The 15,187-nt window shown below is 65.6% G+C and carries 17 protein-coding genes; 9 read left to right on the top strand and 8 right to left on the bottom strand.

The annotated features are described in order from the left end of the window. The first annotated feature begins 24 nt into the window (after positions 1-24). Positions 25-954 (top strand): cell division protein CdpA domain-containing protein, encoded by a 930-nt coding sequence (locus tag LDB05_RS03115; RefSeq protein WP_226006474.1) that lies wholly within the window; start codon positions 25-27, stop codon positions 952-954. Between the two features lie 96 nt (positions 955-1,050). Continuing rightward, positions 1,051-2,082: a disk-shape morphogenesis protein volactin gene (locus LDB05_RS03110; RefSeq protein ID WP_226006473.1), complete on the top strand. Its 1,032-nt coding sequence runs from the start codon at positions 1,051-1,053 to the stop codon at positions 2,080-2,082. A gap of 66 nt (positions 2,083-2,148) precedes the next feature. On the opposite strand, the gene LDB05_RS03105 is transcribed toward LDB05_RS03110, so the two are convergent. Continuing rightward, complete coding sequence (locus tag LDB05_RS03105; RefSeq protein ID WP_226006472.1) at positions 2,149-2,319, bottom strand: zf-TFIIB domain-containing protein; 171 nt, start codon at positions 2,317-2,319, stop codon at positions 2,149-2,151. A 172-nt stretch (positions 2,320-2,491) separates the two neighbouring features. On the opposite strand from LDB05_RS03105, the gene LDB05_RS03100 reads away from it, so the two are divergent. Both LDB05_RS03100 and LDB05_RS03095 read left to right on the top strand, forming a co-directional pair. Then, complete coding sequence (locus LDB05_RS03100; protein ID WP_226006471.1) at positions 2,492-2,887, top strand: DUF7961 family protein; 396 nt, start codon at positions 2,492-2,494, stop codon at positions 2,885-2,887. A 3-nt stretch (positions 2,888-2,890) separates the two neighbouring features. Continuing rightward, a complete protein-coding gene (locus tag LDB05_RS03095) occupies positions 2,891-3,541 on the top strand; it encodes an METTL5 family protein (RefSeq protein WP_226006470.1) in 651 nt (216 codons plus the stop codon). 182 nt (positions 3,542-3,723) lie between these two features. Here LDB05_RS03095 and LDB05_RS03090 read toward each other — a convergent pair whose 3' ends face one another. Then, entirely contained in the window at positions 3,724-5,562 is a 1,839-nt protein-coding gene (locus tag LDB05_RS03090; protein WP_226006469.1) for a rhomboid family intramembrane serine protease, read from the bottom strand. 102 nt (positions 5,563-5,664) lie between these two features. On the opposite strand from LDB05_RS03090, the gene LDB05_RS03085 reads away from it, so the two are divergent. Continuing rightward, positions 5,665-5,949 carry a DNA-directed RNA polymerase subunit L gene (locus LDB05_RS03085; RefSeq protein ID WP_226006468.1) on the top strand — a complete coding sequence of 95 codons (285 nt, stop codon included), beginning with the start codon at positions 5,665-5,667 and terminating at the stop codon, positions 5,947-5,949. A gap of 113 nt (positions 5,950-6,062) precedes the next feature. Here LDB05_RS03085 and LDB05_RS03080 read toward each other — a convergent pair whose 3' ends face one another. The 4 genes from LDB05_RS03080 to LDB05_RS03065 form a co-directional block, all read right to left on the bottom strand. After that, positions 6,063-6,923 carry a hypothetical protein gene (locus tag LDB05_RS03080; protein WP_226006467.1) on the bottom strand — a complete coding sequence of 287 codons (861 nt, stop codon included), beginning with the start codon at positions 6,921-6,923 and terminating at the stop codon, positions 6,063-6,065. Between the two features lie 126 nt (positions 6,924-7,049). Further along, positions 7,050-7,865 carry an imidazole glycerol phosphate synthase subunit HisF gene (hisF, locus tag LDB05_RS03075; protein WP_226006466.1) on the bottom strand — a complete coding sequence of 272 codons (816 nt, stop codon included), beginning with the start codon at positions 7,863-7,865 and terminating at the stop codon, positions 7,050-7,052. 85 nt (positions 7,866-7,950) lie between these two features. Then, positions 7,951-9,303 (bottom strand): hypothetical protein, encoded by a 1,353-nt coding sequence (locus tag LDB05_RS03070; protein ID WP_226006465.1) that lies wholly within the window; start codon positions 9,301-9,303, stop codon positions 7,951-7,953. Further along, the gene (locus LDB05_RS03065; protein WP_226006464.1) at positions 9,300-10,031 is read right to left on the bottom strand and encodes a hypothetical protein; all 732 of its coding nucleotides are present in this window, start codon (positions 10,029-10,031) and stop codon (positions 9,300-9,302) included. Before LDB05_RS03065 ends, LDB05_RS03070 begins: the two co-directional genes overlap by 4 nt. Before the next feature lie 118 nt (positions 10,032-10,149). On the opposite strand from LDB05_RS03065, the gene LDB05_RS03060 reads away from it, so the two are divergent. After that, complete coding sequence (locus tag LDB05_RS03060; RefSeq protein WP_226006463.1) at positions 10,150-10,338, top strand: DUF7550 family protein; 189 nt, start codon at positions 10,150-10,152, stop codon at positions 10,336-10,338. 1 nt (position 10,339) lies between these two features. On the opposite strand, the gene LDB05_RS03055 is transcribed toward LDB05_RS03060, so the two are convergent. After that, complete coding sequence (locus tag LDB05_RS03055; RefSeq protein ID WP_226006462.1) at positions 10,340-10,570, bottom strand: ribbon-helix-helix domain-containing protein; 231 nt, start codon at positions 10,568-10,570, stop codon at positions 10,340-10,342. 151 nt (positions 10,571-10,721) lie between these two features. Continuing rightward, the gene (locus LDB05_RS03050; protein ID WP_226006461.1) at positions 10,722-11,021 is read right to left on the bottom strand and encodes a hypothetical protein; all 300 of its coding nucleotides are present in this window, start codon (positions 11,019-11,021) and stop codon (positions 10,722-10,724) included. 307 nt (positions 11,022-11,328) lie between these two features. Between LDB05_RS03050 and LDB05_RS03045 the strand changes: the two genes are divergently transcribed. The 3 genes from LDB05_RS03045 (at position 11,329) to menD (ending at position 15,163) form a co-directional block, all read left to right on the top strand. Then, positions 11,329-11,925, top strand: coding sequence for a sulfite oxidase-like oxidoreductase (locus LDB05_RS03045; RefSeq protein ID WP_226006460.1), 597 nt, complete (start codon positions 11,329-11,331; stop codon positions 11,923-11,925). Positions 11,926-11,990: 65 nt separating this feature from the next. Next, positions 11,991-13,334 carry an isochorismate synthase gene (locus tag LDB05_RS03040; RefSeq protein WP_226006459.1) on the top strand — a complete coding sequence of 448 codons (1,344 nt, stop codon included), beginning with the start codon at positions 11,991-11,993 and terminating at the stop codon, positions 13,332-13,334. 11 nt (positions 13,335-13,345) lie between these two features. Further along, on the top strand, positions 13,346-15,163 hold the full coding sequence (gene menD / locus LDB05_RS03035; protein WP_226006458.1) for a 2-succinyl-5-enolpyruvyl-6-hydroxy-3-cyclohexene-1-carboxylic-acid synthase: 1,818 nt from the start codon (positions 13,346-13,348) through the stop codon (positions 15,161-15,163). The last annotated feature ends 24 nt before the right edge of the window (positions 15,164-15,187 follow it).

Below are 15,187 nucleotides of genomic sequence, written 5' to 3'. Positions count from 1 at the left end.
TACTGGAGTATAAATTGAGACCAAATGGCAGCGGAACAGGCCGTAGACGGCTATCTATTCGACATCTATCGTCGATACATCGGTGAACCGGACGATCGGACCGACGTTTACGTCGGATTCGGTCTGTTTCTGGGCGGAATCGGGCTGGCGATCGTCGGGCTCGTACTCTTCGTCTGGGGTAGTACGTTCGAGGCACGCACCGCCGACTACTTCGCGTGGGTCGGTCCCGCATACGGAGTAGCAATGGGGTCGCTCCCCGTTACGATGCTGGGGATCGTGGTCCTGCTCCCGTCGGAACGGCGAATGCTGTACACGTCGATCGCCGGCGTCGCGATCACGATCGCCGCGATCGTCGGTTTCCTCGTCGTCTATCCCCAGGACTGGAACGGCTACGGGGCCGATTACACCGTACAGGTGATCGCAGTGTACGCCATCGGACTCGCGGGCATCACCGCCTCGACGGGTGCCGCACTGATCGCCCACTACCTCGATATGGCGCAGCAGGCCGAGGTGGTCACGACCGATACCGACACCGACGAGGACGACGACCCGGAACTCTCCGACGCGGAGATCCAACGGGACATCGACGACGCGATGGAGGGCGTCGAGCTCTCCTGGGGCGGCGTCGAACAGACCGAACACAAGCGACTGAACTTCTCGAGCAACGACCTCGACGACGTCGAGATCGATACCGACGCCGGCACCACGACCACTCGTTCGTCGGGCGTCGACCAGCAGGTCGCCGGCCTCAAGGGGCTCAAAGGCGGCGAGACGAAGCAAACGACCTCGAGTTCGACGGTCGACGATCAGACGGCGAAGCTCAAAGAACTGCGCGAACAGCAGCGAGCCGAGGAACAAGCGACGGCCGAGGACGACGGTGGAGCCGTCGAAACCGTGACGAAACCCGTTGGAACCCTGTTCGAACGATTCCGGGATCTCGTAAAGAGGAATTAACGGCCGGCGACCGAAAGTAATAGCCTCTTGTGTCGTAGTATCAGATCCGAAATTAAGGCACATAGATTTATAATCCGTCGGTTGCCTTGCCCACACATGGCCAAAGGCCTGGACGTCGGAACGATGAACATCCTGTCAGCACAACAGGATGGGAACGACACGGTATTCGTGCAACAGCGTAACTCATTCGTCGAGATCGAGTACTCGGATATGGCCGAGCAGATGCTCTCACGAAGTGAAGTGCTCCACATTCGCAAGGACGACAAGGTCTACGTCGTCGGCGACGACGCGCTGAATTTCGCGAACATCTTCAACAAGGAAACTCGCCGCCCGATGAAACACGGGATCCTCTCGAACGACGAGCAGAGCGCGATCCCGATGATGAAGCTCATCATCGAGCAGGTCGTCGGCGAGCCCGCCTATCCCGACGAGAAACTCTACTTCTCGTCCCCCGCAGATCCGATCGACTCGGATCTCTCCACGCTGTACCACCAGAAAACGATCGAGTCGTTCCTCGACGATATGGGATACGACTCCGAACCGATCAACGAGGGGATGTCCGTCATCTACAGCGAACTCGCGGATAACAACTTCACGGGACTGGGCATCAGTTTCGGTGCCGGGATGACGAACGTCTGTCTCTCCTACTACGCGGTACCCGTCATGAAGTTCTCCGTCGCCCGCGGTGGCGACTGGGTCGACGAACAGGCCGCGCGCGCGACCGGGACGCCCGTCGACAAGGTCACCTCCATCAAGGAAGACGACTTCGAGCTGGACTTCACGACCGACGTCGGCGGCGTCGAAGGTGCCCTCTCGATCTACTACGAGAACCTGCTCGATTACGTCATCGAGAACATCGTCAAGGAAGTCGACGAGGAAGACGTCGAGGAAGGACTGGACGTCCCCGTCGTCGTCACCGGCGGAACCTCCAGCCCCAGCGGCTTCGAGGCCCTGTTCCGCGACCACCTCGAGGACGCGAATATTCCGTTCTCGATCAGCGACGTCACGCACGCGAACGAACCGCTGTACAGCGTCGCCCGCGGTGGCCTCGTCGCGGCTCGGTCCGACGAGGACGCGGAGCATCAACAGGAGGAAGAGGACGCGGAAGCGGCGGCCGCAAACGAGTAAGCCTCGCGCTGCGGGGTTCGTTTTCTCGGGGAACGTACTACCGGTCGATGACGCACGCAGCCCTGCTCATTCCTTGTAAAATCGGTTGAACGCATCCCGCCACGATTCGGGATCCTCGCCGTCGGGTTGGTGTTCGACGGGGACGTCGGCGAACCCACAGTGGGGGCACGTGACCGTCGACACGTCCCCCAACGAGAGTTCTTCGACGGCACCCTGACACCGCGGACACTGCTCCATACCTGTTACTTCCCCGGGGAATCCTTAACTCTATTCGAAACTGTCGTGGAACTGTGACTTTGAGGGTTCCATGGCCCGTCGTTCGTAGTCGAGGACCGCGCGAGGACGACTCGATATATTACTACTACGTATTTAACAAGCTTTTTGTATGCAAGTCATGTATGGCACGACAATGAGTACGACCCCGTCCCACCAGTCAGCGATCGACCGTTGTCGACCGGCCGACGCCACGCCGGTCGCCCTCGAGGCCGCTGCACTCGAGTCGACCGCGCCGGAATATCTGCGCGATTTCAAGCGCGACCTCACCGAGGAAGGACTCGTCCCCGCCGAGTTGACGATCAGTGCGTGTTTCGAGGAAGACTGTTCTCTCGCGACGCAGGAGGAAATCGACCGCATTCGAGGGTACGTTCGCGCGGGCTCGTTCCTCGGTGTCGGTACCGTGACCGTCACCGTTGATACCGTCGCAGACCCCCAAAAGGTCCGTCCCGCGCTCGCGGCCTGTGCCGAGCGGGCCGACCGAGAGGGGCTCGCGTTCGACCTCGAGGGACCGATCGCCGTCGACGACTGAGGGATGGCCGGCCCCTCACGCCGCACGCTCGCCCGCCGACTCGAGTCGGTCGCGGACTTCTCCGATCCGGACGCGAGCCTCGAGCAGTACCTGACGCCGGCGGAGCTGGCGGCTCACATCTGTCACCTGGCCAGGTTGCAAGACGACCTCGAGGGACGGGTCGTCGATCTCGGAACCGGCACCGGGATGCTCGCGATCGCCGCCTCGATCGCCGGTGCCGACAGCGTCGTCGGAATCGACGTCGACCGCGACGCGCTCGAGCTGGCTCGCGGGAACGAGCAAACGGTCGCGGCGGCTGCCAGTGGCGGTACCGACCGCACGCTCGAGTGGCTCCGCGGCGACGTCACTCGGCATCCGTTTTCGACGACCGACGCGACCGTGGTCTCCAATCCGCCGTTCGGTGCCCAACGCGGAAACCGACACGCGGATCGGGAGTTTCTCGAAACGGCCAGCGAGATCGCGGCCGTCTCGTACACGATCCACAACGAGGGGAGTCAGGAGTTCGTCGAATCCTTCGCCGGAGACGAGGGCGGCGACGTGACGCACGCGTTCCGGGCCGAGCTCCCCATCGCGAAGCAGTTCGACTTTCACACCGAAACCGAGGAGACGCTCGAGGCCGAGGTCTTTCGGATCGAATGGACGCATCGAGAATAGCGGATTTTGTCGGGATGTGACCGTCTGCTGGCTCTGTGTTCGTCGAGTGAGGAGGAGGTTTCGAGTGGTCCCCTACTGCAGTCACTGTGGAGGTACCACCCCCTCCAACCGATTCGCTCGCACGGCTTCGAGTCGCGGTTCGCCACTGGTGAACCGCGCCCCAGCGCGCCACCGCACCTCGTTCAATAGCCGTTGTACGTCTCCTCGCTCGCGATCGCGACTCGCGTTCCGTCGGCGGCCGCGTAGACCGTCTCGTCTTCGCGCTCGAACGATAGTCCACCCGCCGAACTCGTCTCGTTGACATCCGGAATCGGCGTCGTCGCAGCCGCGCCCGTCCCGTTCGAGTCGACCTCGAGGAGGAACTCGCCGTCCTCGGAGCTGATCGTCACGTTCCGCCCCGCGATCCGGGCCTCGGCTCGTGACTCGTTGGACTCGTGTGAGAGTCGTCGATCCTCGCTGTCCTCCCAGAGCCAGACCTGATAGACGGTGTCGTTGCCGACCGGTTCCCAGCCGGTGCGCTCGACGTGGACCGTTTCGCGCCACCCGGGTCCACCGACGGTGACCGTCTCCTCGCCGGTAACGGCGAGCCGCTGGGTACTGACCGCCTCGAGCCAGATCTCCCGCTGGTCGCTCGCGACGATCACCCCGCTGGACTCGAGACCCTCGTCGCTCTCGAGGGCCTCGATACCGATGCCGGTGACCAGTTCGTTCTGGACCCCCTCCGCGTATTCGACGGTGTAGTCCTCGATCTGGATCGCCTCTTCGGTGGACGCCGTCGCATCGTCGACGACGAGGAAATTAGTGGGAATAGCGACGCCGGCGAGCAAGGCGAGGACGATGACGACGGCCGTGAACGCGGCTTGTTTGCGGGTCAGATCCAACAGCGAACCCGAGTCGCTGACCCGCCTTCGCGCGCCGCTGGCGATTTCCCGAACGCGATCGATGCGGGCAGTAACGACTGCGTCGACCTGTCCGGCCACCGCTAACTCGAGCGACCGGTCGATCGACGAGCTGCTGTCGCCCAGCCTCGGAGTCGGCCGGTTCGATCGAGTGAGCAGCCCCTCGAGGCGCGGTGGAACGATACGCGTCTCCGAGGCGGTCATCGAGAGCGTGACCACGAGCGCGAGCACGGCGACGACGGCGACGCCGGGACCCTGGAAGAGGACGTACGTGTTCTCGCCGCCGAACCAGTAGATCGCCCAGAGCCGTTTCGAGAAGCCAAAGAGGAGGACGGAGAGCCAGAGGTGCAACGGGTCGGGGCGGGCTCCTCGCCGCTCGAGGAGCGCGATGCCGAGGACGAAGCCGACGAAGAGGCCGAGCGCGTGGCCCTGGATGGCGATACCGGCCCAGGACGGCGGCGACGGGGGACTCGGTTGGGCGGTGTAGACGTTGATCGGGTCCTGAAGCGCATAATAGAGTCGCAGGATGACGCCCTGGACGCCGAGCGTGCCGACGATCGTTGCGATCGGATAGTGGACGATCGCGAAGCCGGCGAAGGCGAAGACGACGCCCGAGAAGCCGATCACGGGGCCGAGCGCAAACAGGCTCGAGAGCAGGCCGATCCCGATGACGAGGAGTGGAAAGAGGACGAACGCCCGGAGTCGCGGGTTCGTTCGCCACGAGTCGGTTCGGAGGGGATCGCGTTCGTCGGGATAGTGACCCCACGCGTACTCGGCGAGCGGTGCGACCACGATCGTTCCGGCCAGGTTCCCCACGAGGTGTCCGGGGCCCGCGTGGGAGAACGACGCGGTCGCCATCCCGAGCGGGTAGAAGTACGACCACGTCCGATACGGGATCGTCACGGGATCGTCGAAGTTCGTGATGCCGTCCTGAACGAAGAGATAGACGCAGAGCACGAACGCGATGACGACGATCGAGCCCCACGGGACGCCGTACACGAGCCGCTCCCGGAGGACGTCGCGCCAGCGTCGCGCCGGCCGGTGAACCAGTCTCACGACTGCGATCGACCCCACCAGCGCCGCGGCGACGACGACCGGCAACAGGGTCGCAAACGAGAGCATGTCCCGTGGTTCGAACGGACGCATTTAGTGATTTGCCATCAGCGACCCCCGACGAGCGGCGGCTTCGAAAGGTACAAGCAGCCGACGACCGGAGACTCTGTCATGGAACTGCGGGTCACCGAGAGCACCGAGAACGAACTCTCGATCGAGATCGCCGGCGAGGATCACACCTTCATGAACGTGCTCAAGGGCGCGCTGCTCGAGCACGACGACGTGAGCGCAGCGACCTACGACGTCAACCCCGAACAGTCGGGTGGCCAGACCGAGCCCATCCTGACGATCAAGACCGAAGGCGGCGCGGACCCCCTCGAGGCGCTCGAGGAGGCGGCCGCGACCGTCCGCGAGAAGGCGAACTCGTTCAAGGACGCGTTCGAAGCGGCCGCATAACGTCAGTCCGGACGGCAGTCGCAGGGCTCTCGTTTTCTATCCAACTCCAAGCGATTCTCGCAGTCGTTCGGTTCTCGAACGAACGGATAGTCTCGAGTTCGTCGAGAAATCCGTCAGCACGTCGCGTAAAAGACGTAGATATCCCCGTTCGGTGCGACGTGAACGTCGACGCCCTCGGCGTCGAACCCGGTCCGAATGCCGTCACTGTATATAGAGAGGAGTTCCGCGACGACGCCGTCCGCGAGTTCCGCCTCGTCGGGGTAGTCCTCGACAGAGACTCCAGTGACGACTGCTGGTCCCTCCTGTGGTCTCGTGTCACCACACCGGTGATCGAACGCGTCGGAATTCGGCTCGTCGGGTGTCTCGTTGGCGAAATCGCTCAAGACGCGGAGACGATTCTGGTACTCCGCATACGCCGCGAGTCCGGTGCCGTACGTTCGACTCTCTGACGGCTCTCGTTCCTCTTCGAGTCGGTCATGAATCGCTCTCTCCGTCGCCTCGAGATCGATTCCGGCTTCTACGGACCCGTTACCCGGCGCGTCGGGCGGTGACGGTTGTCCAATCCCAGGGAGTATCGACGGCGAGACGATACCGGTCGCGAACAGCGCGATGACGATCGCGATACCGGCGAAGACGGGAAGATAGGGTTTCGCGACCTCGAACCAGCTCGGCGTGGCGAGGTCGCGCTCGAGTCCCTCGTACGTCCGCTCGACCCGGTCGAGGTCGGGGTTCCCGCAGCGAGAACACGGCGGCGTGTTCCGGACGTGCTCGCGGCCGCAGTTCGTGCAAGCCCAGACGTATTCCGGGCCGGTTTCGACGGTTCCGGACGGTATCGGCTCGCTACCGGTATCGCTCTGGGCGTCGATCTCGTCCACCCGGACGATCGCCTTCTCGAAGGCGTTGTGACCGCACTCGTCACAGGGTGGGTCGTTTTCCGCGTGCGGTTTGCCACACCGCGTACACCGCCATTTCACTGATCGAAACGCAGGACCCGGACGGAATAAACGTATTGGATGGCCAACCCGACGGGGGCCGAGTCGTCGATCGACGACTCGAGCGCGAACGCGGCGTCTCTGCCGAGAACTCGCAACCCCGGCGACTCAGAGACGGACGGGGACGCCGCGTTCGTCGAGGTAGGCCTTCGTGTCCTCGATGGAGTACTCGTCGAAGTGAAAGATAGATGCCGCGAGACCGGCGTCCGCGCCGGCTTCGGTGAAGACGTCGTACATGTCCTCGGGGCCCCCACAGCCCGAGGAGGCGATGACCGGCGTGTCGACGGTGTCACAGACTGCCTTCGTCAGGGGGAGGTCGTAGCCGTCTTTCGTGCCGTCCTTGTCGATGGAGTTGACGAAGAGTTCGCCCGCACCGCGGGACTCGGCCTCCGCGGCCCACTCGAGGACGTCGATGCCGGTTCCCTCGCGGCCGCCCTTCTTCGTACACTCGAACCAGCAGGATTCGCCGTCGATCTCGACGTAGTGCTCGCCCCCTTCGTCGAAGCGCCGTCGGGCATCGACGCTGATGACGATACACTGGTTGCCGAAGGCCCGCGCGCCCTCGTTGATGAGTTCGGGCCGCTCGAGCGCGCCGGTGGTGATCGAGACCTTGTCCGCGCCGGCCCGCAGCGTCTCCTTGATGTCCTCGGTGGTTCGGATGCCCCCGCCCACGGTCAGCGGGATGAAGACCTCGTCGGCGACGCGTTCGACGACGTCGAGCATCGTCTCGCGCCCCTCCGCGGAGGCGGTGATGTCGAGGAAGACGAACTCGTCCGCGCCCGCCCGGTTGTACGCGCGGGCCATCTCGACCGGATCGCCGGTGTACTTCAGGTCCTCGAAGTTGACGCCGGTGTAGACCGCCGGGTTCCCGTCCTCGTCGAGATCCACGTCGATACACGGGATGACTCGCTTTGTCAGTACCATGTGGTTGTTAGGCGAGCCTTCGCACCGGGGATAGTAAAGGGGTCTGGATCGGGCAACGGCTCCGACCGTCGTGACGAGGGCCGCGCTATCCCTCGAGCACGCGCGACCGAAACGCGTCGACCGCCTCCGGAAGCGCCTCGAGCGATGCGCGAACGCGCACGTAGTCGCCGTACTCGCCGGTCAGCGAGGTGACGGCGTCGGAGTCGGCGTCGGAAAGTCGTCGCACGGACTGGTCGGCCCACTCGAGTCGCTGAACGGTTTCCGAAAGCGCCAACGCCCCGGGCGACGGGCCGGTGACGTCGTCTCGAGCGGTCTCGGCCGCGTCGATCGCGGCCTCCCGTTCGCCGCGGACGTCGGCGAGCGTTTCGGGGAGGGCGATCGAACCGTCCGCGATTCGGTCGCGAACGATCTCGAACGCGCGGAACGCCTGTTCGAACCGAACGGCGTGGTAGAGCCCCGTTCCGAGGTCCCCGCTGGTTTCCGCGTCCCGCAGCCGCTCTCGCTCGTCCGTCACGGCATCACCGGTCCGCCACAGGATGTGCTCGAGGTACGTCTCGTCGATATCGCCGACGCCGATCTCGTCGAGCCAGTCGTCGTCCTGTGCGGGAAAGGCGACGCCGTCGGCGTGGTCGACGCATCGCTCGAGTCCGCCGCGCAGTATCGGCTCGAGGTCGATCGGCTCGTCGAGCGTCGCCTCGTACCGATCGGCACAGTGCTCCCAGACGGCAGCCGTCGCCGCCGCGGACTCCAGGTCGGCGGCGGCCTCGCCGACGTCGATGACGGACGCGCTCTCGTCGATCTCCCACGGTCGGAGGGACTCGATCGCCCGGTCGAGGGCCGACTCGAGCCGGGAGTAGTACAGCGCCGAGCGGAGCAGCTCGTCGTCGGTGGCGTTTCCGCGATAGGCGAGCGACGCGCGCTGATCGCGGACCCGCGGCTGGAGTTCGCCGTGTTCGTCCTCGAGGTCGTCGACCACCGTCTCGTCGTCGATGGCCGACCACGTCGTCACTGCCTGTCGAGCGTCGGCGCGGGCCCCTCGGAGATCGCGAAGCGCGTGATACAGCCCCGGCCCCGTCGCATCGGCCGCCTCGGTCCGGATCTCGCGGGCCTCGTCCCGCGCGTCGGTGATCGATTCCCGGACGACTCCGTTCGGAACGGACTCCGCCGTGAGCGGGTCCGGGACCGGTGCCAGCAGTTCGTCGATCCGCTCGAGCGCGGTTTCGATCGCACTCGCGTCGGGCCGTACCGGAACCGGCTCGTCGATCCGCGGAGCGGACGGTGAGAGGACGCTGGCGACTTCCGAGACGGGGAACGACCTGCCGGTTTCGTCGTCGGTCCACGGGAGGCTACTGCAGCCGGCGATGGCGATTCCGGACACCGCGGTGAGCCCGGCGAGGAACCGCCGTCGGTCGGCCGATCCACGGTTCGACGCGGTCATTCGCGATCCCCTCCCTCGCCGTCGGTCTCGTTCTGATCGTGGGAATCGGTCGCGTTCGAGTCGGCAGCGTCGGTCCCGTTCGAGCCCGGCTCGGATCCGTTCGTTCCCACGATGATCGGGCCTCGACACGACGCACTCTCGGAACTCGAGTGACTCGACGGCGCGTCCTCGTACGGTCGCTGGATCCGGAAGACGACGGCCTCCATCACGTCGGTATCGGCCTCGCAGGGCGTCATCGGGTCTTTCAGCGTGCGGCAGTACTGTCGATGAAAATCGTCGTCCATCGCCTGGACGCTCAGGACGCGCCTGTGATAGCAGTCGCCGATCGGACGCTGATCGACGACGATCGATTCGGTCCCGAAATCGGTGTCTGCGACGAACTCGCGTATCTCGGTCGCCTCCTCGGCGTTCTCTTCGAAGTCGATCCGGAGCGCATCGGCACCGTCCTCGTCGATCACGAAAAACGACCGGGTATGTCGCGGCGGCCGATCCTCGTCTTCCTCCCGCTGGGCCGCCGCATCGTCGGGATAGATGAACGGTTCATTGTCGGCCGCGCGCACGAACAGTACGTCGTACTCGTGGGTCGACTCGAACGCCCGGCCCGTGTCGCGAGCGGTCCCGCTTTCGGTGGTCGATCCGCCGGTCCCGGAACAGCCCGCGACCGCGGCCGAGAGACAACTGCCGCCGGTCGCGAGTAACCGCCTGCGAGAGAGCGTCGTGGAGGGCATCGTCCTCGGATGGTTACTCGAGCGATATATATTTCCCGGTGACACGACGGGCAGTGCGGCGCTCCACTGACGCACTGCTGTAGATGTCTTTAAGGGAGTGAACTGAGAATGGAGACCTATGACAGACGACACTGCGACCCCCGACGATGACGATTCCGGAGCCGATGTCGGTCACGATCTCGACGCCGAACGAACGACCGCACCGATGAGCGACTACTCGTCACGAGCCGTCCTGGTCGGTGCCCTCGTCGCACTGGTCGGTGCAGCGATCGCGTTCGGAATCCCGTTGCTCGCGGTTGGGGTATAAGCTAGAAGACGTACTCGTCGTCGTGCCCCATCATGCCGTCGTCTTCGAAGCCGGTCCCGCCGGTTCCCGCCCCATCCTCCTCGTCCGTCGGTCCGCTGGTCTTGTAGGCCTTGATGCCCGTCGAAAGGAGGTCCTCGATCGCCTCCTCGCGGTTGACGAACTCCCCGCGTTCGACCATCTGGGCGATCTGCATCTCGAGGTGCTCCGGTATGGTGATCTCTACTTTCGGCATCTGATTCGGCTTTCGGTGAGGGGGTATTTAGGTTTGACGGGGACCCAACACCGACGGGACGTCGCAGTCGTCGAACGGAGATGTCGCTCTCGAGCGACGGCCGAAAACGACGGCAGGTGTTCGAGGACGAGACGTCGATCGCGCCGTCGACCTACCGGTTGCCCATCATCGAGTCGATCGCGTCTCGCAGTTTCGTTCCGGGCTGGGTCAGGGTCTCGAGCTGTTGGCGCATCTTTCGCTGGTTGAAATAACTCGCGAACGCGAGGATGGTCGGCGGCCAGAGGCCGACGAACGTGCCCAGTTCGCGCTCTCCCTGAATGAAGAAGTAGTAGAGCGCGAGGCCGACCGACGCGGCCGACGCGACGAACGCAGGCCCCATCGCCTGTTCGCCGACCTCTGCCGTTGACTGTCCTGTCATTTCCCGATCCGTAAGCTGTTCTGTGCTAGCCATGCATCGATATCTCTCGCCGAGACCGTACTAAGGGATGGCGAGGGTTTCGCGGGAAACAACCGAGTTGTGGCCGGATCGCGACCGTTTCCGTCGGTTTCGACCCCGTCCCCGTCGTGGTAATCGATTGTTTCTCGCATGCCGATTCCCCGGTCGCCGCGATACGAACGGGCGATCGGTCGGCAGCTCCGATCGTATCGACGTCGTCGCGTCGACTCCAGTGCCGGCCGGCGGTACAGCGATCGACCGCATCGGTTGGCGATGGGGGCCGAGGCGTCACACCTACGTCCATCGGGACGTACGCACGAGTATGGATACAACGGACGTCACGGACCTGTATCGGGAGTTCGGCGAGGAGCGGCTGCCACCGGGCCAGCGCGAAACGTCCGAGTTTCCCGTCCTCTCGAAGAGCGGGACGCCCGAGTGGGATCCCGAGACGTGGGAGTTTACCGTCACCGGCGCGGTCGACGAGGAACTGACCCTGTCGTGGGACGAGTTTCGAGACCTGCCGGCCGTCACGCAGCGGCAGGATTTCCACTGCGTGACCGGCTGGAGCAAGTTCGACTGCGAGTTTACCGGCGTTCAGTTCACAGAACTCGCCGAGCGGGCCGGCGTTCGCGACGACGCGGTCCACGTCATGTTCTCCGGAATGGACGACTACACGACGGACTTGCCGCTCGAGGAGTGCATGCGCGAGGAAGTCCTGCTCGCGTGGGGGTTCGACGGTGACTCCCTCCCCGAGGATCACGGCGGTCCGCTCCGTGTCGTGACGCCCCACAGGTACGCCTACAAGGGCGCGAAATGGGTCGACGGCATCGAGTTCCTCACGGAACCCGAGCGGGGCTACTGGGAGCGGCGGGGCTACTCGCAGACGGCGGACCCGTGGCAGGAAGAGCGGTACAGCTAGTCCGGTCTTTCCCGTCGGTCAACGAATAGTTAGGCTGAAGGTCGGGCGGTCCCGACGTGCGGTCGATGGATCGATCGTCGGGCGATGGCCGACTGGCGACGGGTTCGGAGTCGGGTGAGGGCGCTGTCGACCTCGTGAGTCGGAGCCGGGAACTCGAGGGAATCTCGTTCAGCGCGATTCTGGACGGCAGCGCCGAGTCGCGGGTCCAGTGGGCCACGCCCGACGGTCTCGAACTCGTCGGTCGGGGCGTCGCCGCTCGGTTTACCGCCGACGGAACCGACCGATTCGATCGGATTCGAACGCAAGCGAGGCGGGCGTTCGACGGCCTCGCACACGACGGACCCGCCGCGGCTCGACCGCGGGCGTTCGGAGGCTTTTCGTTTCACGACGGTCACGAGCCGACCCCGCCCTGGATCGGGTTCGACGGGGCGTCGTTCGTCGTTCCCCAGGTACTCGTCACGCGGACGGACGACGGAACGTGGCTGACCGTGGTCGGAAACCGACGCGACGAGACGGCGGACCGACTCGAGCGCTGGCACGACCGACTGACGGCGCTGCCGGCCATGCGACCGAGCGGGTCGACCCCCGGCGTCGCCGCGACGCGGCGGACGACCTCGCCCGCCGAGTGGACGAGTCAGGTCGAGACTGCGCTCGAGCGGATCGTCGACGGGCGGTTGCGAAAAGTCGTCCTCGCACAGGCGCTGTCGGTCGAACTCGAGGGGCCGATCGACGTCCCCGCGACGCTCGAACGGCTGCGCCGCCAGTACCCGAACTGTTATCGCTTCCTGGTCGGTCACGAGGCCAGGGGCACGTTCTTCGGTGCGCCACCCGAGCGGCTGGTTTCGAAACGCGGCGAACGCGTCGAGACGGAGGCGCTCGCCGGCTCGGTCCCGCGCGGCGAGACGCCGGCGGAGGACGAAGAGCACGTCGAGCGGATGCGGGCCGACGCGAAGTTCCAGCACGAACACGAACTCGTCGTGGACGCGATCCGCGATCAGCTCGTTCCCTTCGCTCGCGACCTCACCGTCAGCGAGCAGACGATCCGCCGGCTGGCGACCATTCAGCACCTCCAGACGCCGATCGAAGCGATCCTCGAGAGCGATCGGCACGTCCTCGAGATCGTCGAGGCGTTGCACCCGACGCCCGCGGTAGGTGGGGTTCCACCCGATGCGGCCTGGGAGACGATTCGCGAGACGGAGACGTTCGATCGGGGCTGGTACGCCGCGCCGGTCGGCTGGTTCGACGCCGACGGCGACGGCGAGTTCGCCGTCGCCATTCGCTCCGGTATCGCGACCGACGGCACGGTGACGCTCTTCGCCGGCAACGGCATCGTCGCCGACAGCGATCCCGAAGAAGAGTGGGACGAAGTACAGCTGAAGTACCGACCGATCCTCGATGAACTCCGGTGACACCTGACCCGATGAACGCACCGAACCGCGCGACCCTGTGGGGTCGCGTCCTCGCCGACGAACTGGCGAAGAGCGGCCTCGAGGCGGCCTGTATCGCGCCCGGAAGTCGGTCGACGCCGCTGACGGTCGCGTTCGCCGAACACGCGGACATAGACGTCTACTCGCACCTCGACGAGCGGTCGGCGGCCTACTTCGCGCTCGGGCGCGCCCGTCGGACCGGCGAGCCGACGGCGCTGATCTGTACCTCCGGAACGGCGGCGGCGAACTTCCATCCGGCAGTGATGGAGGCGGACCGGGCTCGCGTCCCGCTGCTCGTTCTCACGGCGGATCGGCCGCCCGAGCTCCGTGACAGCGGCGCGAACCAGACCGTCGATCAGGTCAAACTCTACGGCGACGCGGTGCGCTGGGACGCGGAACTCCCCGAACCCGAAGCCGACGAGCGAAAAGTGCGGAGCCTCCGGACGACCGCCGCGCGAGCGCTCGCCGAGACGACCGGCGTCCAGCCGGGTCCCGTCCACCTGAACTGTCCGTTTCGTAAACCACTCGAGCCGACCGAGGTGCCGGGCGACGTGCCCGACTCGTTCGCCGAGACGACGGCAGCGCGGGGCCGGGACGGCCCGTTCGTGGAAACTACTGGCGGGACGCGACGGCTCTCCGCCGAGGAGTGCCGGCCGATCGCTCGAGCGCTCGAGACCGCCGACCGACCGCTGATCGTCGCGGGGCCCGCCGACCCGACGGTGCTCTTCGGGCTCGAGCCCGCGGTCGTCACCGAACTGGCCGACCGACTCGGCGCGCCGGTTCTCGCGGATCCACTGTCCGGACTCCGGTTCGGCCCGCACGTCGAGGGCGAGCGTGGGGACGAGGGCGGGAACCCCGAGGGACCGCGTTCGATCTACGGCGGCTACGACACGTATATCGGCCACATGCCGACTCCGGACGCCGTCCTCCGGTTCGGTGCCTCGCCGACCTCGAAACCGCTCCGGCACTGGCTCCGGGACGCCGGAGCCAAGCAGTTTCTCATCGATCCCGCGGGCGCGTGGCGCGAGGCGACCTTCACGGCGACCGACCTGGTGGCCGCCGAGCCCGCCGCCGTCGTCGACGGGATTCTCGAGGCGCTCGGAGAGCGTGATGGGCACGCGGACGAGTGGCTCGGCCGGTTCGACGAGGCCGAACGACACCACTGGGCGGTTCGCGATCGAGCGCTAAACGCGGACGCGCTCGAAACGGAGCCCTTCGAGGGAGCGATCCTCGCATCGGTGCTCTCGAACGCGCCGGACCCGGCGACCGTGTTCGTCTCTAACAGCATGCCGATCCGGGACGCCGACCGGTTCGGGCGGCCGCGAGCGGCCGATCTCACTGTCCTCGCGAACCGCGGGGCGAGCGGGATCGACGGCATCGCGAGCACGGCACTCGGCGCGGGGAGCGCGACCGACGACCCGGTCGTGATCGTGACCGGCGATCTGGCCTTCTATCACGACTCGAACGGCCTGATCGCGGTCGATCGGTGCGACGTGGACGCCACGATCGTCCTGCTCGACAACGACGGGGGCGGCATCTTCCACGAACTGCCAATCGAATCGTTCGATCCGCCGTTCACCGAGCAGTTCAAAACGCCCCACGGCCTCGAGTTCGATGCGCTGGGAGACCTGTACGGTCTCGAGTTCGAACGCGTGTCTCCCGTGGACTTTTCGGACGCGTACCGCCGATCGCTCGAGCGGGCGGGCACGCAGGTTCTCTCGGTCGAGTTCGACTCGGCGGGGAGTCACCGGCGGCGTGACGCGCTCGCCGAGCGCGTGACGGACGACGTCGAAACGCGGAGCGACTCGTAATCGAGTCTCGCCGTGTCACTCGCC

The sequence above is a fragment of the Natrinema salinisoli genome (assembly GCF_020405205.1).
Classification (GTDB): Archaea; Halobacteriota; Halobacteria; order Halobacteriales; family Natrialbaceae; genus Natrinema; species Natrinema salinisoli.
Note: the sequence above shows the minus strand (reverse complement) of the source record. Positions and strands in the feature narration are given on the sequence as shown.